The sequence below is a fragment of the Kribbella sp. NPDC023855 genome (genome assembly GCF_040639475.1).
In the GTDB taxonomy this organism is placed as follows: Bacteria; Actinomycetota; Actinomycetes; order Propionibacteriales; family Kribbellaceae; genus Kribbella.
Genome location: NZ_JBFAAA010000009.1, coordinates 1 through 23,598 on the forward strand (window position 1 = coordinate 1; position 23,598 = coordinate 23,598).

Below are 23,598 nucleotides of genomic sequence, written 5' to 3' on the forward strand. Positions count from 1 at the left end.
CGGCGTGTACTTCCTCGCCTTTCCCATAACGACATCCTTCCCACGAGATCAACATCTCGCCAGACAAGGTGTCCACCCAACGGGGGCAAGCCCACCACCGCGGTCGAACCGCGCGACGGAGGAGCGCCTAGCAGGGTGGGTGGGCGAACGAGCACGCGACGTAGGAGCGGGCGTCGGAGAGCGCGTGGGGAAATACCCGGCGGATCAGTCCTGAGCAGGCTCCGAAGATGCCTCGACGAGGTCGGGTTCGAAAGTTGCGGTGGAACGGCGGGGTAGGACTACGAGGGCGACAACCGCACCCGCGGCGGCGCCGATGAGGCCGACTGTCATGGCGATGGACATCGCGTCGGTGAAGGCTGAGCGGGCGGCTCCGAGGAATTCTGGTCCCAGGGCGAGAGTGTCCGCGATCGAGTTGCGGCCGGCTTCCGGTACCGAGTCCGGAAGCGACGACGTGTACGCCGCCGCGAGCACGCTGCCCAGGACCGCGACCGACAGGGCTGCCCCCGTCTGCTGCACCGTGTCGTTCATCGCCGACCCCACCCCGCGATGCTCCGCGGGCACAGCTTGCATCAGCAACGTGTACGCCGCCGGCCCCGCGAGGCCACCGCCGACTCCCATCACCATCAACCCAACGATCAGCAGTCCGTACCCCGACGACTCCGAGACCTGCGACAGGATGCCGAAGCTCACGGCGATCACCGCAAGGCCGACCACGATCAGCGTGCGATCAGCGAGCTTCTTACCCAGCGTCGCCCCAAGTCCATTGAAGACCGTCGCGGCGACGGCGTACGGGATGAGGGCGAGGCCGGCCTTCAAAGGGCTGTAGCCGAGCACGAACTGCAAGTACTGCGTCAGCGCCAGCAGCAACCCACCGGCCGTGAACGACAGCAACACGATCGAGAAGCTCGTCCCGCTGAAGTTCCGGTCGCGGAACAGTTCGAGCGGCACCATCGGATGCGCGCTCCGCCGCTCCCACAGCGCGAAGCCGAGCAGCCCGACCACGCCCACGGCCAGCCCGCCGAGGACCTTCGCCGACCCGATCCCGTCCGCCGGGATCGAGATGATCGCCCAGACCACCGCGCCCATGCCGACCATCGAGAGCACAGCGCCGACCGGGTCGACCGGCCGCGCGGGACCACGCGACTCCGGGATCAGGACGAGCGTGCCGACGATCGCCAGGATCGCGATCGGTACGTTCAGCCAGAAGATCGAGCCCCACCAGAAGTGGTTCAGCAGCACGCCGCCGACGGTCGGGCCGGCCACTACGCCGACCATCGCCACCATCGACCAGCCGGCCATCGCCTTGCGCTGTTCCTCCGGCGGGAAGACGGTGAACAGCAGCGACAGGGTGCTCGGCATGAGCAGCGATCCGCCGACACCCATCAGGCCGCGGCAGGCGATCAGTTGCCACGGGTTCTGGGCCAGCGTGGCGAGCAGCGACGCCACCCCGAAGATCACCAGCCCGAGCAGCAGCATCTTCCGCCGGCCGAACCGGTCGGACAGGCTTCCCGCGGTCAGCAGCAGGCCGGCGAACGCCAGGATGTAGGCGTCGATCACCCATTGGATGTCCGCCGGCGTCGCGGCGAGGTCCCGCATCAGCGACGGGATCGCCAGGTTGAGGACGGTGTTGTCGACCACCAGCACCATCAGGCTGAGGCACAAGATCAGGAGAATCCACCAGCGTCGCGGATGGCCGGTCGCGGGAGACTCGAACGGTGTACTAGTCACTCGCACACTGTACGACACGACTCGCACAGTGTTCTAGTCCATTGGCTAGGATGGCTCCATGAAGGAATCGATCTGGACCCGGAAACCGGCCGCGGCACCCGCCCGGGAGACCCTCACCCGGGAGCAGATCGTGAAGACCGCGATCGCGACGCTCGACGCCGAGGGGCTGGCCGGGCTCAGCATCCGCAAACTGGCCGCCAAGCTCGGCGCCGGCGCGACCAGCCTGTACTGGCACGTGCCGACCAAGGACGACCTGATCGACCTCTTGATCGACGAGATCTGGGGCGAGATCGACGTACCGGATCCGGCGCTGGCCGGCTGGCGCAACGGCGCGCTGCTGTTCGGCCACAGCCTGCGCGCGGCCGTGATCCGGCATCACTGGCTGCCCGAGGTGATGTACACCCGGCCGAGCATCGGACCGAACGCGATGAAGCTCGGCGCCCGCGGGCTGACCTTGTTCGGCGCCGCCGGCTTCACCGGCAACGACCTGGACTACGCGATGGGCAGCGTGATGGCCTACACGCTCGGCACCGCGAGCGCCGAGGTCGCCACCCGCGAGGTCTCCCGCAAGTCCGGCCGGTCACTGACCGAGTGGGCAGATGTCGTGATGCACGAAGCCGAAGCCACCGCCGACGACGACGACATGCGCGAGTCCATCCGCCGCCGCGTCAACCGCGACATCGACACCACCTTCAGCGAATCCTTCACCTTCGGCCTGGAAGCCCTCCTCGACGGCCTCCAGTCCAAGGTCAAGAGCTAGCCTGCTCCGCGCCCAACGCGCTGCCTGGAGTGGTGTTCACGGCCGGCGGCCCGACGCAGATGGTCCGGCCGCACCGCGGCCACGCCCGGCTGCCCGAGCGGCGAACTCGGCCCGATGACGTTGCGCGGACTGTGGATGATCCAGTCGGAGTCCTTGAAGTGAGCTGACACCTTGCGTCCCAGCGCAGCTTCGTCGAAGGGCCCGCTGGACTCGAAGACGCCGAGTGACAAGGGCCGGTTGAGTCTGTCTTCCCAGCGCCTGGCCCAGTCGGACAGGCTCGGGAGGGCGCCGCGGACCGCCTGCTTGTCGAGGTAGCCATGGCCGCCCATGAAGTCTCCGGGGTAACGGTCATTGAGCTGGTCACGCCAGTAGGCCCGGGCCACCCGGACCGCAGCCGTGCTGTTGATGTCGAGGTCGTAGTCGCTTGGCTCCGGCTCAAGTCCGAGCCGGTACATAGCGTCGTACGGACGGCGTAGCGGCCGCCGGTCGTCGCTGCCGAACCACTCCCGCATCCGGGCCAGCGCCTCCGGCTTGCCGGCCAGCTCGGCCTCGGTGGGCAGCGTCTTGCGCGGGCCGGAGAAGAACTCGGCCGCAGTGCCCTTGAGCCTGATGTCGACCTGGGATGCCTTGATCCGGTCATGCTCGAGCGCCGCCAGCATCTCGGCAGCGAACTGCCGGTACAGCCTGGGGGTGAGGCCCATCGGCGACTCGCCGGTGAGCATCCACCGCAGGTGCTGCGGGTCGATCCGCAGGAATTCCAGATCCCGGCGCGCGATGGCGTACCCGGAATCGTCCCGCAACCACCACGACGGCGCTTCCTCGTGGCCGTCGAGGATTCGCCCGATCCGGGCATCCAGTGCGTCCGGCGCTCTCAGTCGCGCCGCGACCAGGTGCGGCTGCCACTCAGGACTGACTGCCTGCGTTGCCCCGGAAAGGCTTCTGGCAGGCGGGCCGGCGAGCACAGCCGACCGCTTCCGCTCGTCGATCAGCCGATCGGACAGGACGCCGTCCACCACCGCCCGGTGATCGCCAGGCAGCGTCACCCACCTCTTCTGGCTCAGCACTCCCATCCCGGTCATCGGGAGCGAGACAAGATCCCGCGCCGAGTGCCGCGCGGCAAGGATCACGCCTGGCTCTCGCCGCACCTTCAGCCAGTCCGCGATCACCTGGCGGTCGGGCGACCAGCCTGCCAGCGGTCGCTGCGGAGCCTCGACGACGGTGCCCAGCTTGTTCTCACCCCACGGCGGCCGCTCCTCGGCTGACCAGATGTGGGCCCGGTACGAGACCAGTTCGGTGATCCCACGCGCTTGCAGAAGCTCCTGGGTCATCGCGTACTGCGTCCGCACGAAGTCGGTCAACGCATCCGTGTTGTACCTGAGCTCGCGCTCCACCTTCCACCGGGTATCACCATCCAGCTGCGAGCGACGCACCCCAGACAGCCCGAACTCACCAGCGGTGATCTCCTGCAACGCCAGCGCCCGGGCATTGTGACTCGAACCGTGCGACCAAGCACCCATCAGCTCGCTGGTCGCGATCATCCGCACGAGACGCTCAGCCTCCGCGGTGTCCATCCGGATGGCACGATGCGCTAACGGCCGGTACTGCGCGGTGCGGAGCTCGTCCGAGTGCAGTACGTCGGCACCCTTCGACGGATAGCGCTCGTCGTACGGGAGCAGCACGTACCGGCTGTCACCCAGCCGGCCGACCATGTCGCTTCCGACGACAAGACCCGTTGCGGCCAACGCCAGCTCGAGGGTCGACGAGCGCATCCGCGCAGCCAGCGCCTCGACCGCGATGGTCGTCGCCTGCGGCGTACGGACGACCCGGCCGTTGTCCGTCAACAGTGCGTTGCCGAGACGCTCGCACCCGAGCCGCTCGTCCGATCCAGGCGGGGGTAACCCGTCAGCGGCCATCGAGGAACTCCTGCGCCTCCCGGCGCAGCCGCGCCGGTGCCTCCTTCCACACCATGGTGTCCATCAACGCGCGCAGCTTGACCTCCCGGACCTCCCGCGGCGCATCCGGGCGCACCTGGAGATACCGCCACACCCCGTCCAGTTCCTCCGGCAGATCCCAGTCGAGGTCGAACGCGGTTGCCGCGGCGGTGGCTGGATCTTCGGGAATGACCAGCACCTCGTCGGCGGTGGCCGGCGGCTCGATCTCGACCAGCCGGAGACCGAGGTGGTCGATGGCAGATCGGAACGCGGCGCGTTGAGTCTCGACGAAGGCCGCGGACGGCTTGTCGCCCGTCGTCTGGAAGAGCGTGAACAGCCAGGCCTCGCCGTTCATGCAGGCCAGGTCGAGGACGAGCTCGACACCGTCGGGGTCGGTCAGCCTCCGGTGCGCCAGGCTGTCCGCGGCACCCGGTGGCTCCGTCCGGGGGCCTTCGGTCAGGCCGAACGTCTCCTTGAGCCAGCTGACCTGGTCTTCGGACAGTTCGCCGGTGGAGAGAGCCTGGAGCGCGGGCCACAGCATGTCGGAGGTCCTTTCGTCGGCAACACGTGACGAAAGCCTTGCACACCAAGGGGATTCAGTGCGTTGAGTTATCCACAGGGGGCAGGTGGATCGGGTTGGTCCAGGCGCGGCCGCTGGTGGCGTCCTCGATCGTGATCCGGCAGTGGTACCCGCGGAAGAGCGCCAGCGGGAGCGAGCACTCGGTCAGATCGATGCCCTGGGCAACTTCTGCGCCAGGATGGCCACCGCTCAGCAGGATCTTCGTCACCGGTGAGCAGCTGACCACGACCACATCGTCGTCGAGACGTACGTCGTACAACTCCGGACCGGTACTGGAGTAGAAGTGGCCGGCCTTCAACGCGGCCAGCAGTGCGTCCGGGTCGAGGGTTTCGGTGCGGACGTGGACCCATGCCTGGCACGGAGGCGGGTCCTGGGGTTGCAGGTGCGCGTCGTCCGCGGCGTACGTCGAAAACCGATGACCGCGGTTCAGCAGGACATCGGTGAGGTGCCAGCTGTCGCCACGGTTCTCGCGGTCGGCGAGCGCGTTGTAGACCTCGACCGAGTGGGCCGCGTCCAGGCTCTCCGCATCGACCGCTGTCAGAAGCGAGGCCGCCGGATGGGCCATCCCGATGAATGCCCCCGCGGCCCGAGCCCGGCGCGCGAGCTCAGGTCCCGTCTCCGTCTCCCCTGGCGGTTCGAAATCCAGCGGGAGACCGACCGCCACGATGTGCCAGGACTCGCCCAGCTCAGTGCGCGGTGCGTGCAGCTCGGCGCCGACCAGCGTGGTGAATCCCTCCGACCGCAACTCCCGCGTGTCCGTCACCGGAAACCCGTACTCCGGCCGGAAGTGGTCGGTGATCGCCACGAAGTCGTAGCCGGCCTCGCGATACACCCGCGCGGTCTCGGCCGGCGACAACGCTCCATCGGAGGCGTTCGAGTGCGTATGCAGATTCCCCCGCCAGAACCGCCCCGGTAGCCCGAACGGCAGCCCGGTCATCGGCGCTGGGCGCGGGCTGATGCGTATAGGCAGATCGCGGCCGCGGTCGCGAGATTGAGGGACTCGGCCCGGCCATAGATCGGGACCTTCACCGAACGGTCGACGATCGCGTCGAACCCGTCGGGCAGCCCGTGGGCCTCGTTGCCGAACAGCCACACGGACGGCTTCGCCAGCGTGCCGTCCTCGATGCACTCGTCGAGATCGGAGCTGCCGTACCCATCGGCGGCGAGCACTTGCAGCCCTTGCTCGCGCCAGGCCTTGGCGGCTGTCACTACATCGGCCTCGACGGTGATCGGCAGATGGAAAAGGCTGCCGACGCTGGCCCGGACAGCCTTGGGGTTGTGCGGATCGACCGATTCGGCCGACAGTACGACGGCATCCGCCCCGGCCGCGTCCGCAGTACGGATCAGCGTGCCGACATTGCCGGGGTCGCGCACCTGGACGCCGACGGCCACCAGCCGCGCGGTGCGCAGTACGGCCTCGTCGAGCGGTACGTCGACCAGCTGGCACACGGCGACGACACCTTGCGAGGTGACCGTCTCGCTCAGCGCCTCGATCGCGGCGCGGTTGACGTCGTACCACGGGACGTCGGCGAGCTGGGCGAGGTCGCGCAGATCCCGGTGCCGGGTGGCGACGTCGGGCTCGGCGTACACCTCGACGACCAGCTCGCGGTGTTCGAGTGCCTCGCGAACAGCCTGCGGGCCTTCGGCCAGGAAGCGGCCGGACTTGCGGCGGAACGCACGAGTGGCGAGCCTTCGGGCCTGCTTGATCCGCACGGACTGTGCGGTCAGCAGACCTGGGCTCGCCACTTCGGGTGCTATCGGGGTGCTCGGAGGAACGCTGCGGCTCAGGCCGCGGCGTCGCTCTTGGCGTTCAGGTCGGCCGGCAGGGCCGCCTTCGCCAGCGCGAGCAGCGCCGAGAACGCCTTCGGGTCGTTGACCGCCAGGTCGGCGAGGATCTTGCGGTCGACCTCGATCTCGGCCAGGCGAAGACCCTGGATGAGACGGTTGTAGGTCAGGCCTTCGGCGCGGGCCGCGGCGTTGATCCGCTGGATCCACAGCTTGCGGAAGTCGCCCTTGCGCGCCTTGCGGTCACGGTAGGCGTAGACGAGCGAGTGGGTGACCTGCTCCTTGGCCTTGCGGTACAGCCTCGAACGCTGGCCGCGGTAACCGCTGGCCTGCTCGAGGACGACGCGACGCTTCTTGTGGGCGTTGACTGCCCGCTTCACGCGTGCCATGAGGTGTTACTCCTTGTATTTCTGCGCCGGAGAAGGTGGTCCACCCGGCGGGGGTGTTCGGGGTGGGAAAGGAGGCGCTCAGATACCGAGGAGCTTCTTGGCCTTCTTGACGTGCGACGGGGCGACCTCGACGGTTCCCGACAGACGGCGCTTGCGCTTGGTCGACTTCGCCTCGGCGAGGTGACGCTTGCCGGTCTGCTCGCGACGCAGCTTGCCCGAACCGGTGATCCGGACGCGCTTCTTCATCCCCGAGTGGGTCTTCATCTTCGGCATGGCTATGTGCTCCTGGTTTTCTTTCGTTGACTCGATCTGGTGACTGCTCCGGCTTGCCAACCCGGCGGGCCGGAGCGACACGTCACTCCGGATCGAGGTTGTCTGCCGGACCCTTCGGCTTCTTCGTCGCGCCGGCGGCCTGCTCGGCCTCGTGCTGCTTCAGCTGCTCAGCACGCTCCTGACGCTCGGCCTCCAGCTCGGCCTCGTGCTCGGCGAGCTTCTTGGCCTTTTCGGCTTCCACGTCCACGCGCGCCTCGGACTTCTTCTTGTGCGGTCCGAGCACCATGATCATGTTCCGGCCGTCCTGACGCGGTGAGGACTCGACGAAGCCGAGCTCCTGCACGTCTTCGGCCAGCCGCTGCAGCAACCGGAACCCGAGCTCGGGCCGGGACTGCTCACGTCCGCGGAACATGATGGTGATCTTGACCTTGTCACCGCCACGCAGGAACCGGACGACGTGACCCTTTTTGGTCTCGTAGTCGTGCGGGTCGATCTTCGGCCGCAGCTTCATCTCTTTGATGACGGTGTTGGTCTGGTTCCGGCGTGACTCACGCGCCTTCTGCGCGGTCTCGTACTTGTACTTGCCGAAATCCATCAGCTTGCAGACCGGCGGGCGTGCCGTGGCCGCAACCTCGACCAGGTCGAGATCGGCTTCCTGTGCCAACCGAAGTGCGTCCTCGATCCGGACGATGCCTACCTGCTCACCGTTCGGGCCGACCAGGCGCACCTCAGGTACGCGGATGCGCTCGTTGACGCGCAGTTCAATGGTGATGGGTCCTCCTGGGTTGTTCGTTGACTGGGTGCCACCTCGCCGACGCCCGCGAGCCGCTCGCCGAAACGACAAAAGGCCCTCGTGCGTCCACACGAAGGCCCAATTCCCAGATCGACGGCTCGCGTCCCGTGACCGGGAAACTCGCCGTACGATCGCCTCGGTACTCCGGCCTGAGCCGCAGAACCTCGACGTGACCGGGACCCGCCGACTGTGCATCAGCTGGGTGGGAGGTGGCCCTCCGCTTAGACCTGAACCGCTGACGTCCCTCGAACATTCCGCTCAGGGGTCACCATCGGACCGGGTCGGTCGCCATGCAAGAGTAGCAGCATGAGCGACCAAGTCTCCACTTCGCCCGCCACCACCCCCACCGCCGAGGCGGAGAGCCGGGTGGATCCGCTGTCGACGGTGTCCCGCGACATCGCCGAAGTACCGAGTGTGGAGATCATCTCGACCGCTGCGCTGCACCTGATGAGCGCGGCGGCGGTCCACCTCGGTCTGGCCGAGGATCTCCCCGAGCACCGCGACCTCGACGAGGCACGCTCCCTCATCGACGCCCTCGCGGGCCTCCTCGACGCCTCGGCCCCGTCTCTCGGCCACCACCACGCCGCTCCCCTCCGCGACGGCCTGCGCTCGCTCCAGCTCGCCTTCAAGGAGGCCTCGACCATCCCCGACGAGCCGGGCGCCGGCCCCGGCGAGAAGTACACCGGCGAGGTCCACCCGACGGCGGCCTCCCGCCCGCAGTACACGAAGCCGCTGCCGGTCGCGGAGTAACCCGCGACCGGCCCCGTGCGCTAGCCCTTGACGGCGCCTTCCTCGACGCCCTTGAAGAAGAACCGCTGGCAGACCGCGAAGACGATCACGATCGGGATGAACGCGATCATCGTGCCGGCCGCGATCAGCCGGGGGTTGTTGCTGAACGTGCCGGACAGGTACTGCAGGCCGACGGTCAGCGTGTACTTGTCCGGGTCGGTCAGCACGATCAGCGGCCAGAGGAAGTCGTCCCAGGCGCCGATGAAGGCGAAGATCGCGACCACGCTGATCGTTCCGCGCACCGACGGCAGCCCGATGTAGAGGAAGCGCTGCCAGACGTTCGCACCGTCGACCACCGCTGCCTGGTCCACCTCGACCGGCAGCGAGCGGAACGCGTTGTACATCAGCAGCACGTTCAGCGCCCCGATCATGCCGGGCAGTGCCACCCCCAACAGCGTGTTGGCCAGCCCGAGCTCCCGCACGGTCACGTACTGCGAAATGATCGTCACCTCGCCCGGCAGCACCAGCGTCGCCAGGAACAGCCCGAGCACGATCCGCCGGAACCGGAACTCCAGCCGGGACAACGCGAACCCGGCCAGCGACGACCCGATGATGTTGCCGCCGACCACCAGTACGGCGACCTGCAGCGAGTTGCGCATGTAGTCCCAGACCGGGATGGTGTCGGCCACCGCGCCGTAGTGGTCCAGCGTCGGCTGGGACGGGAACAGCCGCGGGATCCGGGTGTAGATGTCCTCCCCCGAACCCTTCAGCGAGGTGGACAGCTGCCACAGGAACGGCCCGATCGTGATCAGCAGCACGAACGCCAGCAGCAGGTACCGCATCAGCTTCTCGCCCGGCGACATCGAGTTGAACCCGAACCCCGCCCGCTTCCGCCGCTTCGGCGGCGCAGTACCGGTCGCATCCGGTACGGCTACCGGGCGAACGGGGTCAGTCACCGTGGTCATGGGGCCTCCCGGACTGGACTGAGGAGTGGAGGGAGCGAAGCGACCGGAGTGACGAGGGAAGGCCGGGAGGTTAGCCCCATGACCCGCCGAGCCGGAGGCGAGGCCAAAAGCGCAGCGCTCATGCGTCCGCCGCCTTTCTGTTCATGCGGGCCAGGAGCAGCATGGGGACGACCGTCACGAAGAACAGGACGATGGACAGGGCGGAGGCGTAGCCGAGGTTGCCTTCGAAGCCTTGGCTGTACTGCTGGATCAGCATCACGACGGAGTTGTCCCGGCCGCCCGGGCCGCCCTTTCCGCCGCTGAGGATGAACAGTTCGGAGAAGACCCGCAGCGCCGACACCGAGATCAGGATCGAGATCAGGATCATCGTTCCGCGCACCCCGGGAATCGTCACGTTGACGAACCGGCGGAACGCGGACGCGCCGTCGACCGCCGCGGCCTCGTGCAGCTCGCGGCCGACGTTCCCGAGGGCGGCCAGGTAGATGATCATGTAGTACCCGAGCCCCTTCCAGATCGTCAGGCTGATCGCGCTGAACAGCAGCAGCCACTGGTCACTGAGGAACGGCAGCGGCCCGGAGATCACGCCGAGCTTCTCGGCCAGGCCGTTGACCAGGCCGCGGTCGTCGAGAATCCACTGCCAGATCAGCGCGACGACGACCGCGGACGCGACCACCGGGGTGTAGAAGGCGGTCCGGAAGAACGTGATCCCGGGCAGCTTCTTCTCCACCAGCAGGGCGAGCAGCAGCGGCAGGATGGTCAGGAACGGCAGGCAGACCACCATGTAGATGACGCTGTTGAGCAGCGCCCAGCGCAACTGCTCGTCGTGCAGCAGGGCCTCGAAGTTCTTCAGCCCGACGAAGGTCCCGCCGCCGATCGGTTTGGCGTTGGTGAACGACAGGATGACGGTGTTGATCGACGGCCAGAGGTTGAACACCAGCAACCAGGTGAGTGCTGGGATGACCAGCACCCAGGGCGTGAACCAGCGGTGGTAGCGCATCGATCAGGAGGCGAGCAGCTGGTTGGCCTTGGCCACCGCGGCGTCCAGGGCCTGCTTCGACGACACCTTGCCGGAGATCGCGAGTGAGATCTGCTGGTTGATGAAGTCGTTGGTGGCGCCGCTGATCACCGGCGGCTGGAGCACCTTCGCCTTGGCCAGGGACTCGAACGCGAGCACCTTGGCGTCGGACTCCGGCGTACCGTCGCTCTTGGAGAAGTACGGGTCCTGGGCGGAGGCCTTGGTCGACGGGAAGATGTTGACGATCTTCGCGAACGCCGCCTGGTTCTCCGCGTTGGTGACGAAGCGGGCCAGCGCGATCGCGGCCGCCTGGTTCTTGGTCTTCGCCGAGACGGACAGCCCCTGCACGTACAGCGGCGGGGTGTCGAGGGCCGGCGACGGCACGATCTTGCCCTTCAGCGACGGGTTGTCCTTGGTGAAGTCCTGGATCGCGTTACCGCCACCGGTGGTCCAGGCGACCTTGTTCTGGGTGAAGAGCTTGGAGTTGCCCAGGTACTCCTGGGTGAGGATGTCGCGCGGCAGGTAGCCGGCCTTGTAGGCGGCGGCGTACTTGTCCAGCAGGGCAACGGCCTCGGGGGTGTTGAAGGTGAAGGTCTTGCCGTCGTCGCTCAGCACCTTGACGCCCGCGTTGGTGAAGTCACCGATGCCGGGCAGCCGGCTCATCATGTACTCCTTGCCGCCGGACTTGTCGTGCATCACCTTGGCGGCGGCGAGCAGCTCGTCGAAGGTCTTCGGCGGGTTCTTCGCGTCCAGACCGACCGCGGCGAACTTGGTCGCGTTCCAGTAGTCGATGTCGGTGTTCAGGTACCACGGGTAGCCGAAGGTGCCGTTCTGCCCTTGGTACTGGTACGCCTGCACGCCGCCCTCGACGTACTCCTCGGCGATCTTGGGGTCGGCCGCGCCGACGTCGAGCAGCATCTGCTGCTTGGCCAGCGGGAGCGCGAAGTCCGGCGGCAGGTTGACCACGTCGGGCAGCTGGCCGGCCGACGCCTGGCTCAGCACCTTCTTGTCGTACCCGTCACCGGGCTGGTCCAGCCAGGTGACCTTGGTCCCCGGGTACTTCGTCTCGAAGGCCTTGATCACGCCTTCGACGTACGACGTGAACTTCGGCTTGAGCGCCCAGGTCTGGAAGCTCACCTCGCCCGTCACCTGGGCGTTCGCGTCGACCGTGGGCTTGCTGCCCGACGAGGTGTCATCGGAGGAACCGAGGCCACAACCAGCGAGAGTGAGGGCCGCGACGGCAAGAGCTGCCACCCCGGTCAGACGACGACTACGCATGGAATTCTCCTGAGGTGATAAACCGGTATAGCTCCTGCACTATCCACATCGTAGAATCCGCTGTCAAGGGTGAGTGGGCCGACCGGACACCCGAACCCAGGCTGAGGAGGGCGAGATGGCGCGACCGACCATCGCGGACATCGCGGACAAGGCGGGGGTCTCCAAGGGGGCTGTCTCGTTCGCACTGAACGGACGTCCCGGGGTGAGTGACGCGACCCGGGCCAGGATCCTCCAGATCGCCGAGCAGATGAGCTGGCGGCCACACAGCGCCGCCCGCGCGCTCGGTGCCTCCCGGGTGGACTCCGTCGGGCTGGTGATCGCCCGGCCGGCCCGCACGCTCGGGGTCGAACCGTTCTTCGCCCACCTGGTCTCCGGCCTGCAGTCCGGCCTGTCCGCGCACTCGATCTCGCTGCAGCTGCTGATCGTCGAGGACACCGACGCCGAGATCGAGGTGTACCGGCGCTGGTCCTCGGAGCACCGGGTGGACGGCGTCATCCTGGTCGACCTGACCGTGAAGGACCCGCGGGTCGAGGCGCTGCGAGCGCTCGAACTGCCCGCCGTGGTGATCGGCGGACGTGGCGGCAAGGGCGCGCTGCCGTCGGTCTGGGCGGACGACCGCGACGCGATGCTCTCGATCGTGGACTACCTGGCCGCACTCGGCCACCGCCGGATCGCCCACGTCGCCGGTACGCCGAACTTCCAGCACACCCAGCGCCGGATCCGCGCCGTCCGCGACGCCATCCCCCGGCTCGGGCTGATCGACGCGCCGTCGCTGACCACCGACTTCAGCGATGCCGAAGGCGCCGCCACCACCCGCAAGCTGCTCTCCCAGGCGGAGCGGCCGACCGCGATCGTCTACGACAGCGACGTGATGGCGGTGGCCGGGCTGGGGGTGGCGATGGAGATGGGCGTCGCCGTCCCGGGGGACCTGTCGATCGTCGCGTTCGACGACTCGATCCTGACCCAGCTGATGCACCCGGCGCTGACCGCGCTGTCCCGGGACACCTTCGAGTTCGGCCGGCAGGCGGCCGAGGTGCTGCTCGAGGTGGTCGCCGAGCCGGCCAAGGTGATCAATCTGCGCACCGCGGACCCCGTTCTGACCGTCCGGGAGTCCACCGCCCCGCCCAAGCAGTGAACCGGCAGTTGGCGTAATCCGCTAAACCGATTTAGCATCTGATCCATGCTCTCGGATCCCGCCACGCCCCGGTTCGGCGCGAACTACGTGCCCTCCCAGGGGTGGTTCTACAGCTGGCTCGACTACGACCCGGCGGCGGTCCGCCGGGACTTCGCCGATCTGGCCGGGCTGGGCCTGGACCACGTCCGGGTGTTCCCGGTCTGGCCGTGGATCCAGCCGAACCGGGCGATCATCCGCGAGCGCGCGATCGAGGACCTGCTCGACCTGATCGACGCCGCCGCGGAGCACGGCCTGACCGTGGCGGTCGACCTGATCCAGGGCCACCTGTCCAGCTTCGACTTCCTGCCCTCCTGGGTGCTCACCTGGCACCGCGACAGCCTGTTCGAGAGCGAGACGGTCCGCGCCGGCCTGACGGCGTACGTCGATGCGGTGGCGCGCGCGGTGGCCACCAAGCCGAACGTCTTCGCCATCACCCTCGGCAACGAGGTGAACAACCTCTGGCCGGACAGCTCGACGACACCGGAGGCCTCCACCGCCTGGGCACAGGACTTGTTGGTCACGGTGAAGAAGGCAGCGCCGGACGTGCTCGCGCTGCACTCGGTCTTCGACGACGCCTGGTACAAGCCCGCCCACCCCTTCCTCCCGGCCGACGTCGTCGACCTGGGTGATCTGAGCACCGTCCACTCGTGGGTTTTCAACGGGGTTTCACGGGTGGACGGCCCGCTCGGACCGGCGACCCTGACGCACGCCGACTACCTGGTCGAGCTCGCGGCCGCCACTTCGCTGGACAGCTCAAGGCCTGTCTGGCTGCAAGAGATCGGCGTACCGGGGCCTGACATCCCCGTCGAGCTGCAGGCCGAGTTCACCCGCCGTACCGTCGAGCTCGTCATCCACAACCCGGCCCTCTGGGGCATCACCTGGTGGTCCTCGCACGACATCGACCGCCGGCTGCTGGACTTCCCGGACCGCGAGTACGACCTGGGCCTCTTCACCGTCGACCACCAGCGCAAACCCGCCGCCCAGGCCCTCGCCGACGCCATCACCGAAATCCGCGCCACCGGCATCACCCACCAACCGGCCGCCACCCTCGAAGCCCCCTTCAACCCCCGCACAGCCCCCACCCGCCGCGCCGAACTCGCCCCAGGCAGCCCCTTCCACCAAGCCTGGGTCGAGGTCCGCACCACGGGCCCCGTCCGCATCACTCTGCCCAGCTAGCGGCGGTCGATGAGGACCTGGATGCCGTCGAGGATGCGGTCCAGGCCGAAGTCGAAGTCGTCGTCGAGGGTGTCTTCGTACTCGTGGTTCGTGTACATCGCGAACAGGCGGTCGTAGCCGGCCGACTTCAGTCTCGGGACCAGGAACTCGCCGACGGCCGCTGACTCGACCGGCATGGAATCGCTCGCGGCGAGCTGGCGGGCCAGGTTCGCGTAGCTGCGGGCGTAGCCGTCGAAGAGCACCGCGCAACCGAGCGCGTCGTGCTGGTTCAGCCCGCTGTCGTCCATCACCACCAGCAGCGTCTCGACCCAGTGCAGCAGGTTGGGGGTCACCGGCGCCCCGAGGATCGGCACGTCGAGCAACCACGGGCGCTCGGCGTACCGGTCGACCTGTGCCTTGACCCATGCCCGGCCGCCGGCGCGCCAGCCGGGTGAGGCGGCGATGTGGTCGGGCGCGCGCCCCCAGGCCTTTTCGGCGACCAGCACGATCAGTTCGTCCTTGGACCTGACGTAGCGGTACATCGCGTTGGTGCTGACGCCCAGGTGGGCCGCGATCTTCTGCAGCGAGATGGCCTCGAAACCCTGGCTGTCCCCGAACTCGATGCCGGTGGCCACGATCTGGTCGACGCTGAGGGCCGGCTTCGGCCCGCGCCGCTGGACGGGCAGCACGCCCCAGGACAGCGCGAGTCCGGGCGGTAACTGCGCCGGCTCGTCACTCATGTCCCTATCCTCCCGCACCTCGGTCGTGGTGGCGGGAAGGCCTGCCACCCCGCCCGCGGGGGAGCTAGGCCCACCCCGGAAACGGGTTGCAAGACCCTCCAGAATGAAACTGTTCAACCCATACGCTGTTTCTCGCCAGGCACCGCGGCCAAGCGGGCCAACAGAGCAGAAGGAAGCCCCTCATGAACACCCTGCACGCCACCCTCGGCCCGCTGGTCTCCCCCGACGAGCTGGAGCTCAGCTACCACGACAAGCAGGCGGCCCACGCGAAGATCGAGAGCGCGGCCCGGCAGGGCGCGCTGTCCGCCCAGCAGGCGGCCGACCGGCACCGCCTGCTCAACGACTCCCACCGGCGGGGTCAGCTGCGCGAGGTGCTGGCCGGTCTGCACGACGCTGTACCGCCGGCCGGGCTGACCCTGGCACTGCGGCTCGCCTCGGTCGGCTGGCTGGCGGTCTGCGCGATCCAGTTCGTCATCTGGGTGGTGCTGGCAGGCTTCGGGCATCTCGACTGGCCGTGGTGGCTGTGGTCTGACCTCGGTCTCGGTCTCTGCGTCGGCATCCTGTGGTGGACGCACGAGTCGTACCACCGCAAGTCCCAGCTGGACCCGAAGGTGAACCGATGAACGCCCCGGTCCAGCTCACCGACGTCCAGAAGCTCTACGGCACCGGGTCCGGCGCGGTCACCGCGCTGGGCGGTGTCAGCCACTCCTTCACCCAAGGCACCTTCACCGCGGTGATGGGCCCGTCCGGCTCCGGCAAGAGCACGCTGCTGCACTGTGCCGCAGGCCTCGACGAACCCACCTCCGGCGAAGTCCACCTGGCCGGTACGCCGTTGCGCGGCCTGGACGAGACCGCGTTGACCGAGCTCCGCCGCGAACACGTCGCCTTCGTCTTCCAGGCCTTCAACCTGATGCCCGCGCTGACCGTGTACCAAAATGTCGTTCTCCCGTTGACTCTCGCGGGCCGTACTCCCGACAGCGCTTGGGTGGCGAAGGTCATCCAGAGCGTCGGCCTCGACCAGCGGACCAAGCACCGGCCGAACGAATTGTCGGGCGGCCAGCAACAGCGGGTCGCCATCGCCCGCGCCCTCGCCTGCTCGTCCGCCGTCCTGTTCGCCGACGAGCCCACCGGCGCGCTGGACAGTCAGACGGCGCTCGAAGTACTGACGCTGCTGCGCGACCAGACCCGCGCCGCCGGGCAGACCATCGTGATGGTCACCCACGATCCGGTCGCCGCCTCGTACGCCGACAACGTCGTGTTCCTCGTCGACGGCCAGATCGTGTCCGAGTCCCCCACCCACACCGCCGAAAGCATCGCGGCCGAGCTCGCGCAGCTCGCCCGGCTCGCTGCCGCCCGCCGGTCACCCGAAGCCGGAGTCCCGAGATGATCCGCCTAGCCCTTTCCAGCCTGCGCTTCCGGACCGCCGCCTTCCTCGCGATCTTCGTCGCCGTCCTGCTCGGCAGCGCGCTGATGTCGGCCGCCGGCGGCCTGCTCGAGACCGGCCTGCGGCTGAACGCCTCACCCCAGCGCCTCGCGGACGCGCCGATCATCGTCACCGGCCGCCCCGCCTACCACCCACCGAACGGCTCCGGCTCCGTGGCGTACCCCGAGCGCCACGGCGTCGACCCCGCCCTCGTCGCCAAGCTGGCCGGTACGCCGGGAGTCGCGAAGGCGATCCCCGATGTCTCCTTCCCCGCAGTAGTTGCCCCCGGCCACGATCCCCTGGCGGGCCACAGTTGGGCCTCGGCCGAACTCACGCCGTACAAGCTCACGGCCGGTACTGCGCCCGCTGCCGGCCAGGTCGTCCTCGACAACCGGCTGGCCGGGAGCGCGAAGCCCGGCGACAAGGTGAACGTGATCGTCAGCGGCGTCCAGCGCGAGTTCGTCCTGGCCGGCATCGCCTCGCCGCAGCACAAGGTCGACGTACCGTCCGTCTTCTTCGCCCCGGCCGACACGCCCCAGCGAGTCGACGCGATCGGGGTCTTCCCGGCCCCCGGTACGACGGCCGCCGACCTTGCCAAGCGACTCGACTTGCCCGAGGGCGTCTCCGCGCTGGTCGGTGACGATCGCGGCGCGGCCGAGTTCGCCGGAATCGCGACGAGTCTGCCGTTGATCATCCTGTCGGGCGTCTTCGGTGGCATCGTCGCGGTCGTGATGGCGCTGGTCGTGTCCGCCACGATCGGGCTGTCCGTCCGGCAGCGCCGCCGGGAGCTCGCCCTGCTGCGGGCCAGCGGCGCGACGCCGGGTCAGGTGCACAAGATGGTTGTCGCCGAGACGATGCTGGTCTCGCTGATCGCGCTGGCCGGCGGGCTGCTGCTCGGCCGCACGACGGGTGACTGGATCTTCGGGCTGCTGAGCGGCAATGGCGTCGTACCGTCGGAGTTGCGCTTCGACCAAGGACCGCTGCCCTTCGCGGGTGCCGCTTTGCTGACGTTCGTGATCCTGCGGCTGACCGTCGGGTTCGCCGCCGGACGCGCGGCCCGGATCCGGCCGATCCAGGCACTGACGGAGGCCGCCGTACCGCCGGTCGCGATCGGCAGGATCCGGTTGATCATCGGCGCCGTCTTCGCCGCGGCGACCGTCGCTGTCGGCATCTCCACGATCTTCATGAGCCCCACGAACGCCGCTGCGATCGGTGGGCCGGCCGTGCTCACCGGTTCGATCGCGGTCGCCGTCCTCGGCCCGCTGGTGATCCGCACGATGCTCACCACCCGGATCACCGCCTTCCTCGAGCGCCGGGCCGGCACCAACGGCGTGCTGGCCGCGATCAACCTGCGGATCCGGGCGGTGCAGTTCGCGGCGATCCTGGTCCCGATCACGCTCGCCACGGCGATTGCCCTGGGCAACATCTATACCCAGACCACGCAGCAGAAGGCGGCGGTCGAGGCGTACACGGACAACCTGGTGGCGAACACGGTCATCACGAGTGACACGGGCGGGATTCCGCAGGGCCTGTTCGACCAGGTCCGCAGTACTCCGGGCGTCACCGCCGCCTCGGAACTGGTCCGGAGCAAGGGCTGGATCGAGGAGCCGTACGACACCACTCACACGAGCGACCCCTGGCCGCTGCTCGGCCTCAACGGCCCTGTTTACAAGGGGAAGGTGCACGCCGGCTCGCTGGACCAGCTGACTGGGGACACGGTTGCCGTGCCCGCCGCGGCGGCCAAGGACCTCAAGGTCGGAGTCGGGGACCAGCTCGGCGTGCGGCTCGGTGACGACGCACTGGTCAAGGTGAAGATCGTCGCGATCGTCGACGGCACCTCGGGGTACGAGTCGATCTTGTTGCCCTCGGCCCTGCTGGCCGCGCACACCACGACCGGGCTGCCGAGCCAGCTCCTGCTGACCACTTCGGAGCCGAAGGCGATCCAGCTGGGAAAGTGGCCGGGGACAACGATCGGCGACCGCGACCTGCTGTCGGCCGGGTACGACGCCGGCCTCGGGGTCGACGCCTGGATCGGTTACCTGCTGGCCGCGATCGCGATCGCCTACACCGCGATCGCCTCGATCAACACGATCGCCGTGGCGGTGCTCGACCGGCGCCGCGAGTTCGGCCTGCAACGGCTGACCGGATCGACCCGCAAGCAGGTTGCGAAGATGCTCTACCTGGAGAATTTGGTGATCGCAGCCTTCGGGTTGGTGCTGGGCCTGGTCGCCGCAGCGTTCAGCATCTTCCCGATCGCCATCGCGACCCGCGGCTGGCCGATCCCGTCCGGACCGATCTGGGTCCTGCTCGGCTGGATCGTCCTGGTCCTGCTGCTGGTCCTCCCCGTCACAGGTATCACCGGCCGGATCGCGATGCGCGCCAAGCCGATGGACGCGGTCAACTCTCCGGCGGGGTGAACTCCCGGACAGCTCAGTCGCCGGTCGTGATCCAGCCGTAGCCGCCATCCTCCAGCCTGACCACCTGGAGGCCGGCGGCGATTCGGCGTACATCGTCGGTTTCCAGTACTGCGGGCGCCGGGCCGGCCACGTCGATCACGATGGCGGCGGCGCCTTCCTGGATCGCGGCCGTCGCGACCAGCTGCGACTGGGCCGGCATCGGCCTGGCCTCTGGACTCCAGCGGGCGAGACTCTCGGTGCTGGTGAACGCCAGCAGCGCGTTCCGGCCGTCCTGCCCCTGGAGCAACGCGACCGCCATGTCGGAGGTCTTGTCGTGCGCGAGCCCGCGCTCGTCGTACTCGACCTCGCCGAGCATCGCCACCACCGGCACCAGCAGCCGCGCCCTCGTCACCGCGGCCAGAATCGGCCCCTGCTCCCCCGCCCGCAACGCCGCACTGAGCGCGGCGTCGGCGCATCCGTCATCGTCGTCGAATCCGGTGAAAGCGAGCCTGCGTTCTGGTTGCACCCCTTCATTGTCCGGCAAGGGCCGTTTCAGGGTGGTGTCAGGGCTGTTCCCCCTTGGTTCGTGGCGCAGCTGTGCGAGCCTGGGTGTGTGCCTGACTTCAATGATCTGACGCTGCTGCCGTTCTGTGTCGGCCTCACGCTGCTCGGCCTGATCGGCTCCTGGGCCGCCTGGCGGCGCCGTGGACTCGCTTCCGGGGCCCGCGGCGTGGCTTGGTCGTTGCTCCCGGTCTCGCTGTACCTGACCGGGCTGCTCGAGGTGCTCTGGGACGTGGTGAAGTCCGTCAGCAACTGGGTCACCAACCTGATCTTCTCCCCCAGCGTGTGGGCCGGCGTGGCGCTGTTCGGCGTCTCGGTCGTGCTCTACGTCGTCTCCGGCGTGGCCAAGGGCCGGCGGGGGAGCACGGAGAAGGCAAGCACGGGGAAGGCAAGCAAGCCGCAGCCGGCCACCCGGCCGGCTGCTGACGCGATCGGTGAGCTGACCGCGAGCGGTCCGGCACCGGCCGACGCGGGCAAGCCCGCCAAGACCCCGAAGGCCGCCAAAGCCCCCAAGGCGGCCAAGGGGCAGGAATCGTCGGAGTTCGACGAGATCGAGGACATCCTGAAACGCCATGGAATCAACTAATCGCCTGACCAGCGACTCCCTGACCAGCAAATCCCTGACGCCCCGCGCCTCGGCAGCCGCTGAGGCCGGCGACCCCCTGACCATCGACAGCCTGCTCGACCACGTCCAGGCGGCCCCCGCCCGGCTCGGCCGGACCCGGCTGATCAGCATCGACGGCCCGGCCGGATCCGGGAAGAGCACCCTGGCCGACCGCTTCGCCGCGCGTGCGGAGGCGCGCGGCCTGCACACCCTGGTGCTGCACATGGACGACCTGTACGACGGGTGGGACGGTGCGGTCCGCGGTTTCGCGCTCCTGCGTGACCACGTGCTGACCCGGCTCGCCGACGGTCGCGAAGGCCGTTATCGTCGCTACGACTGGGGCACCGGCGCGTACGCCGAGCTGCATCTCGTACCGGCGACCGTCGAGCTGCTGATCGTCGAAGGCGTCACCTCCTGCGACCGCGACGCCGACCCCTGGCAGTCGCTGAAGATCTGGATCGAGACGACCAACGAGGTCCGGCTGGAACGCGGCATAGACCGCGACGGCGAGGCCCTCCGCGACCGCTGGCTCGACTGGATGCGCTGGGAACGAGACCACTTCGCCACCGAAAACACCCGAACCCGAGCCAACCTGATAGCCGACGGCAACCCCACCATCCCCCACAACCCCTCCACAGAACTCATCACCAAATCCGTAAACCTCCCCCACAACTCAGCCGCCAGCTAAGTCGGCGGGCGGCGCCCCACCCAGCTCGCAGTAAGCGCAAGGGGCAGCACCCGGGGGCGCGGCTCGGGGGTGAGGGGCGCGGTGGGGGCGAGTGTGAGTGAGGATGTCGGCATGAGTGTTTTGCCGTCGGGTGCGCAGTGGGTGGTTCGTGCTGGGGAGTACTCCGGGACTGTGGTCAGTGTGGGGGGTGGGTTGCGCGGGCTCTCGTGGGGTGGGCGGGAGGTGGTGATCGGGTATGCGGAGGATCAGCCGGCCAGAGCTGGGATGGGCCAGCATCTGATGCCGTGGCCGAATCGGGTTACGGATGGCAAGTACACGTTCCAAGGCGTCGAGCAGCAGCTTTATCTGACCGAGCCGCCGCGGAGTAACGCGATCCACGGGTTGACCCGCTGGGCCAACTGGGAGCGGGTGGATGACGGCACCGACGAGTCGTTTGTGGAGCTCGCTCACCGGTTGCACGGGCAGCCGGGGTACCCGCACCAGCTGGACCTGACCCTCACCTACCAGCTCGACCCCACCACCGGTCTGGCCATCACCGCCCGCGCCACCAACATCGGCGCCAGCGACGCGCCGTACGGGTTCGGCTCGCACCCGTACCTCACCGTCGGCCGCCAGATCGACGAGTGCGTGCTCGAGTTCACCGCCGAGAGCTGGCTCGAGGTCACGCCCGACAAGTTGAGCCCGGTCGGCCTCGCCCCGGTCGCGGGTTCGCAGTACGACTTCCAGCAGGCTCACAAGCTCGGCGATCTCGACATCGACAACGCGTTCACCGGCCTGCCGTCGACCTGGGAAGTCCGGCTGACCGATCCCGAGACCGGCAACACCGCCCGGCTCACCAGCGACACCAAGTGGATGCAGCTCTACACCGCGGGCGCCCTCAACCGCGCCGGCTTGGCCGTCGAGCCGATGACCTGTCCCCCGGACGCCTTCATCAGCGGCGACGATCTCGTAGTACTGAAGCCCGGCGACGACCACACCACCAGCTTCACGATCAGCGTCTAGCCGGCCCCGTGCGAGCGAGCCACCGCTGCCAGTTCATTGGCCGCGCGGCTCGCTCGTGATCCCTCGGACGCCTGCACTGCCAGTACGCCGAGCCGGTTGCCCTCGGCGTCGAACAGCTGCAGCCACGGGTCACCCGCGCGGAACCGCAGCGCCTTCACGTCGGTCCACTCGTACCGGTAGCTGCGGAAGACGTTCCGCACCCGCAAACAGTCCTCGTACGCCGAGACGCTCACCGTCCCCATCCGGTACAGCAGATAGAGCACGGTGCCGAAGAACGCCAGCAGAGTGAGCCGCTGAAACAAGGTGAACGTGTCGCGGGCGTCGGACGACAGCTGGAACCAGATCACCGCGAAGATGGCGATCATCGACAGTCCCATCACGCCGGCCATCATCGCGATCGCCCACGGCCGGAACGTCCACAACGTCTTCGGGGTCATCCGCTCAGATCCGGCAGGCGTGGATGTCGGTGGTCAGGATCGCGCGCGCCCCGACCTCCCAGAGCTGGTCCATGATCCGCTGTGCGTCGGCTCGGAGCACCATCACCCGGACGGCGACCCAGCCTTCGCGATGAAGCGGCGAGACCGTCGGCGACTCCAGGCCGGGCGCGACCGCGTTCGCGGCCTCCACCGCCTCGGCGCGGATGTCGTAGTCCATCATCACGTAGTTGCGGGCGACCAGGACGCCCTCGAGCCGGCGGACCAGTTGCTCCAGCCCGGCCGGCTGCTCGACGCCGTTGCGCTTGATCAGCACCGCCTCGGACTTGAGGATCACCTCGCCGAACACCTCCAGGCCCGCCTGGCGCAGCGTCGTACCGGTCTCGACGACGTCGGCGATCACGTCCGCGACGCCGAGCTGGACCGCGGACTCGACCGCGCCGTCGAGCTTGACCACCGACGCGTCGACGCCGTTCTCGACCAGGTGGTCCTTGAGGATGCCGGCGAACGAGGTGGCGATCCGCTTGCCCTGCAGGTCCTTCACCGACTGCGCGACGCCCGGCCGGCCGGCGAACCGGAAGGTCGAGCCGCCGAAGCCGAGCTCCAGGATGGTGTCCGCGTCGGCGTGCGAGTCGAGCACCAGGTCGCGGCCGGAGATGCCGACGTCGAGGGTGCCCTCACCGACGTACACGGCGATGTCGCGCGGGCGCAGGTAGTAGAACTCGACCCCGTTGTCCGGGTCGGTCAGGGACAGGTCTTTGGTGGTCCGGCGCTGCCGGTAGCCGGCCTCGGCCAGGATGGACGTGGCGGCCTCGCTCAGCGAGCCTTTGTTGGGTACTGCGACGCGCAGCATGAACGGCCTTTCGGAGAGGGGTGAACCGGGTCTGTAGACGCGCTCCTACAGATGTCGGTACACGTCGTCGAGGCTCAGGCCGAGCGCGTGCATCATCACCTGCGCGTGGTAGAGCAGCTGGCTCAGCTCCTCCGCGGCCCGTTCCTTGCCCTCGTGCTCGGCGGCCATCCAGGACTCGGCGGCCTCCTCGACCAGCTTCTTGCCGATCGTGTGCACGCCGGCATCCAGCGCTGCCACCGTGCCGGAGCCCTCCGGTCGGGTCAGCGCCTTCTCGCCCAGCTCGGCGAAGAGTTCGTCAAAGGTCTTCATCGCGGCTCCAGCCTAGAGGTCGCCGCCCGGCCG

26 protein-coding genes are annotated in these 23,598 nt (G+C 68.5%); 10 read left to right on the forward strand and 16 right to left on the reverse strand.

Features of this window, described 5'->3' with window-relative positions:
* Positions 1-204 precede the first annotated feature (204 nt).
* Entirely contained in the window at positions 205-1,728 is a 1,524-nt protein-coding gene (locus AB0F51_RS27190; RefSeq protein WP_360284469.1) for an MFS transporter, read from the reverse strand.
* Between the two features lie 58 nt (positions 1,729-1,786).
* Here AB0F51_RS27190 and AB0F51_RS27195 point away from each other — a divergent pair, with 58 nt between their 5' ends.
* Positions 1,787-2,488, forward strand: coding sequence for a TetR/AcrR family transcriptional regulator C-terminal domain-containing protein (locus tag AB0F51_RS27195; protein WP_360284470.1), 702 nt, complete (start codon positions 1,787-1,789; stop codon positions 2,486-2,488).
* Here AB0F51_RS27195 and AB0F51_RS27200 read toward each other — a convergent pair.
* The 7 genes from AB0F51_RS27200 to infC all read right to left on the reverse strand — a co-directional run bounded on the left by AB0F51_RS27200 (position 2,485) and on the right by infC (position 8,218).
* The gene (locus tag AB0F51_RS27200) at positions 2,485-4,401 is read right to left on the reverse strand and encodes a hypothetical protein (RefSeq protein ID WP_360284471.1); all 1,917 of its coding nucleotides are present in this window, start codon (positions 4,399-4,401) and stop codon (positions 2,485-2,487) included. The genes AB0F51_RS27195 and AB0F51_RS27200 overlap by 4 nt on opposite strands.
* Positions 4,391-4,960, reverse strand: a complete 570-nt coding sequence (locus AB0F51_RS27205; RefSeq protein WP_360284473.1) for a hypothetical protein — start codon at positions 4,958-4,960, stop codon at positions 4,391-4,393. Before AB0F51_RS27205 ends, AB0F51_RS27200 begins: the two co-directional genes overlap by 11 nt.
* Before the next feature lie 55 nt (positions 4,961-5,015).
* Entirely contained in the window at positions 5,016-5,936 is a 921-nt protein-coding gene (locus tag AB0F51_RS27210; protein WP_360284475.1) for a CehA/McbA family metallohydrolase, read from the reverse strand.
* Positions 5,933-6,745 (reverse strand): RNA methyltransferase, encoded by an 813-nt coding sequence (locus tag AB0F51_RS27215; RefSeq protein ID WP_360284476.1) that lies wholly within the window; start codon positions 6,743-6,745, stop codon positions 5,933-5,935. Before AB0F51_RS27215 ends, AB0F51_RS27210 begins: the two co-directional genes overlap by 4 nt.
* Positions 6,746-6,783: 38 nt before the next feature.
* A complete protein-coding gene (rplT, locus tag AB0F51_RS27220; RefSeq protein ID WP_360284478.1) occupies positions 6,784-7,173 on the reverse strand; it encodes a 50S ribosomal protein L20 in 390 nt (129 codons plus the stop codon).
* Between the two features lie 78 nt (positions 7,174-7,251).
* The gene (gene rpmI / locus AB0F51_RS27225) at positions 7,252-7,446 is read right to left on the reverse strand and encodes a 50S ribosomal protein L35 (protein ID WP_360284479.1); all 195 of its coding nucleotides are present in this window, start codon (positions 7,444-7,446) and stop codon (positions 7,252-7,254) included.
* Positions 7,447-7,528: 82 nt separating this feature from the next.
* Complete coding sequence (gene infC, locus AB0F51_RS27230; RefSeq protein ID WP_360284924.1) at positions 7,529-8,218, reverse strand: translation initiation factor IF-3; 690 nt, start codon at positions 8,216-8,218, stop codon at positions 7,529-7,531.
* A 327-nt stretch (positions 8,219-8,545) separates the two neighbouring features.
* Between infC and AB0F51_RS27235 the strand changes: the two genes are divergently transcribed.
* Positions 8,546-8,989, forward strand: coding sequence for a DUF1844 domain-containing protein (locus tag AB0F51_RS27235; protein WP_360284481.1), 444 nt, complete (start codon positions 8,546-8,548; stop codon positions 8,987-8,989).
* 20 nt (positions 8,990-9,009) lie between these two features.
* Here AB0F51_RS27235 and AB0F51_RS27240 read toward each other — a convergent pair whose 3' ends face one another.
* The 3 genes from AB0F51_RS27240 to AB0F51_RS27250 all read right to left on the reverse strand — a co-directional run bounded on the left by AB0F51_RS27240 (position 9,010) and on the right by AB0F51_RS27250 (position 12,226).
* Positions 9,010-9,933, reverse strand: coding sequence for a carbohydrate ABC transporter permease (locus AB0F51_RS27240; protein WP_360284482.1), 924 nt, complete (start codon positions 9,931-9,933; stop codon positions 9,010-9,012).
* A gap of 118 nt (positions 9,934-10,051) precedes the next feature.
* Positions 10,052-10,930 carry a sugar ABC transporter permease gene (locus tag AB0F51_RS27245; RefSeq protein ID WP_360284484.1) on the reverse strand — a complete coding sequence of 293 codons (879 nt, stop codon included), beginning with the start codon at positions 10,928-10,930 and terminating at the stop codon, positions 10,052-10,054.
* Between the two features lie 3 nt (positions 10,931-10,933).
* Positions 10,934-12,226: a sugar ABC transporter substrate-binding protein gene (locus AB0F51_RS27250; protein WP_360284486.1), complete on the reverse strand. Its 1,293-nt coding sequence runs from the start codon at positions 12,224-12,226 to the stop codon at positions 10,934-10,936.
* A 115-nt stretch (positions 12,227-12,341) separates the two neighbouring features.
* Between AB0F51_RS27250 and AB0F51_RS27255 the strand changes: the two genes are divergently transcribed.
* Complete coding sequence (locus AB0F51_RS27255; RefSeq protein ID WP_360284487.1) at positions 12,342-13,361, forward strand: LacI family DNA-binding transcriptional regulator; 1,020 nt, start codon at positions 12,342-12,344, stop codon at positions 13,359-13,361.
* A 45-nt stretch (positions 13,362-13,406) separates the two neighbouring features.
* The gene (locus AB0F51_RS27260; protein WP_360284489.1) at positions 13,407-14,576 is read left to right on the forward strand and encodes a glycosyl hydrolase; all 1,170 of its coding nucleotides are present in this window, start codon (positions 13,407-13,409) and stop codon (positions 14,574-14,576) included.
* Here the strand turns inward: AB0F51_RS27260 and AB0F51_RS27265 are convergent.
* Complete coding sequence (locus AB0F51_RS27265; RefSeq protein ID WP_360284491.1) at positions 14,573-15,295, reverse strand: TetR/AcrR family transcriptional regulator; 723 nt, start codon at positions 15,293-15,295, stop codon at positions 14,573-14,575. The two genes, AB0F51_RS27260 and AB0F51_RS27265, sit on opposite strands and share 4 nt — an antisense overlap.
* A gap of 182 nt (positions 15,296-15,477) precedes the next feature.
* Between AB0F51_RS27265 and AB0F51_RS27270 the strand changes: the two genes are divergently transcribed.
* Genes AB0F51_RS27270 through AB0F51_RS27280 form a run of 3 tightly spaced genes read left to right on the forward strand, consistent with a single transcriptional unit; the run spans position 15,478 to position 19,135 of the window.
* Complete coding sequence (locus tag AB0F51_RS27270; RefSeq protein ID WP_360284493.1) at positions 15,478-15,918, forward strand: hypothetical protein; 441 nt, start codon at positions 15,478-15,480, stop codon at positions 15,916-15,918.
* Positions 15,915-16,682: an ABC transporter ATP-binding protein gene (locus tag AB0F51_RS27275; protein WP_360284494.1), complete on the forward strand. Its 768-nt coding sequence runs from the start codon at positions 15,915-15,917 to the stop codon at positions 16,680-16,682. Before AB0F51_RS27270 ends, AB0F51_RS27275 begins: the two co-directional genes overlap by 4 nt.
* Positions 16,679-19,135 (forward strand): ABC transporter permease, encoded by a 2,457-nt coding sequence (locus AB0F51_RS27280; RefSeq protein WP_360284496.1) that lies wholly within the window; start codon positions 16,679-16,681, stop codon positions 19,133-19,135. Before AB0F51_RS27275 ends, AB0F51_RS27280 begins: the two co-directional genes overlap by 4 nt.
* Before the next feature lie 13 nt (positions 19,136-19,148).
* Here the strand turns inward: AB0F51_RS27280 and AB0F51_RS27285 are convergent, their stop codons facing one another.
* Entirely contained in the window at positions 19,149-19,640 is a 492-nt protein-coding gene (locus AB0F51_RS27285) for an SseB family protein (protein WP_360284497.1), read from the reverse strand.
* An 87-nt stretch (positions 19,641-19,727) separates the two neighbouring features.
* Between AB0F51_RS27285 and AB0F51_RS27290 the strand changes: the two genes are divergently transcribed.
* The 3 genes from AB0F51_RS27290 to AB0F51_RS27300 all read left to right on the forward strand — a co-directional run bounded on the left by AB0F51_RS27290 (position 19,728) and on the right by AB0F51_RS27300 (position 21,969).
* On the forward strand, positions 19,728-20,261 hold the full coding sequence (locus tag AB0F51_RS27290; RefSeq protein ID WP_360284498.1) for a hypothetical protein: 534 nt from the start codon (positions 19,728-19,730) through the stop codon (positions 20,259-20,261).
* Positions 20,248-20,967: a hypothetical protein gene (locus AB0F51_RS27295; protein WP_360284499.1), complete on the forward strand. Its 720-nt coding sequence runs from the start codon at positions 20,248-20,250 to the stop codon at positions 20,965-20,967. The genes AB0F51_RS27290 and AB0F51_RS27295 overlap by 14 nt, the downstream gene beginning before the upstream one ends.
* A gap of 111 nt (positions 20,968-21,078) precedes the next feature.
* Complete coding sequence (locus AB0F51_RS27300; protein ID WP_360284500.1) at positions 21,079-21,969, forward strand: aldose-1-epimerase; 891 nt, start codon at positions 21,079-21,081, stop codon at positions 21,967-21,969.
* On the opposite strand, the gene AB0F51_RS27305 is transcribed toward AB0F51_RS27300, so the two are convergent.
* Genes AB0F51_RS27305 through AB0F51_RS27315 form a run of 3 tightly spaced genes read right to left on the reverse strand, consistent with a single transcriptional unit; the run spans position 21,966 to position 23,565 of the window.
* The gene (locus AB0F51_RS27305) at positions 21,966-22,406 is read right to left on the reverse strand and encodes a PH domain-containing protein (protein WP_360284501.1); all 441 of its coding nucleotides are present in this window, start codon (positions 22,404-22,406) and stop codon (positions 21,966-21,968) included. The genes AB0F51_RS27300 and AB0F51_RS27305 overlap by 4 nt on opposite strands.
* A 4-nt stretch (positions 22,407-22,410) precedes the next feature.
* Positions 22,411-23,256 (reverse strand): ATP phosphoribosyltransferase, encoded by an 846-nt coding sequence (gene hisG, locus AB0F51_RS27310; protein ID WP_360284502.1) that lies wholly within the window; start codon positions 23,254-23,256, stop codon positions 22,411-22,413.
* Positions 23,257-23,301: 45 nt separating this feature from the next.
* Positions 23,302-23,565: a phosphoribosyl-ATP diphosphatase gene (locus AB0F51_RS27315; RefSeq protein WP_020390973.1), complete on the reverse strand. Its 264-nt coding sequence runs from the start codon at positions 23,563-23,565 to the stop codon at positions 23,302-23,304.
* Between the last annotated feature and the right edge of the window lie 33 nt (positions 23,566-23,598).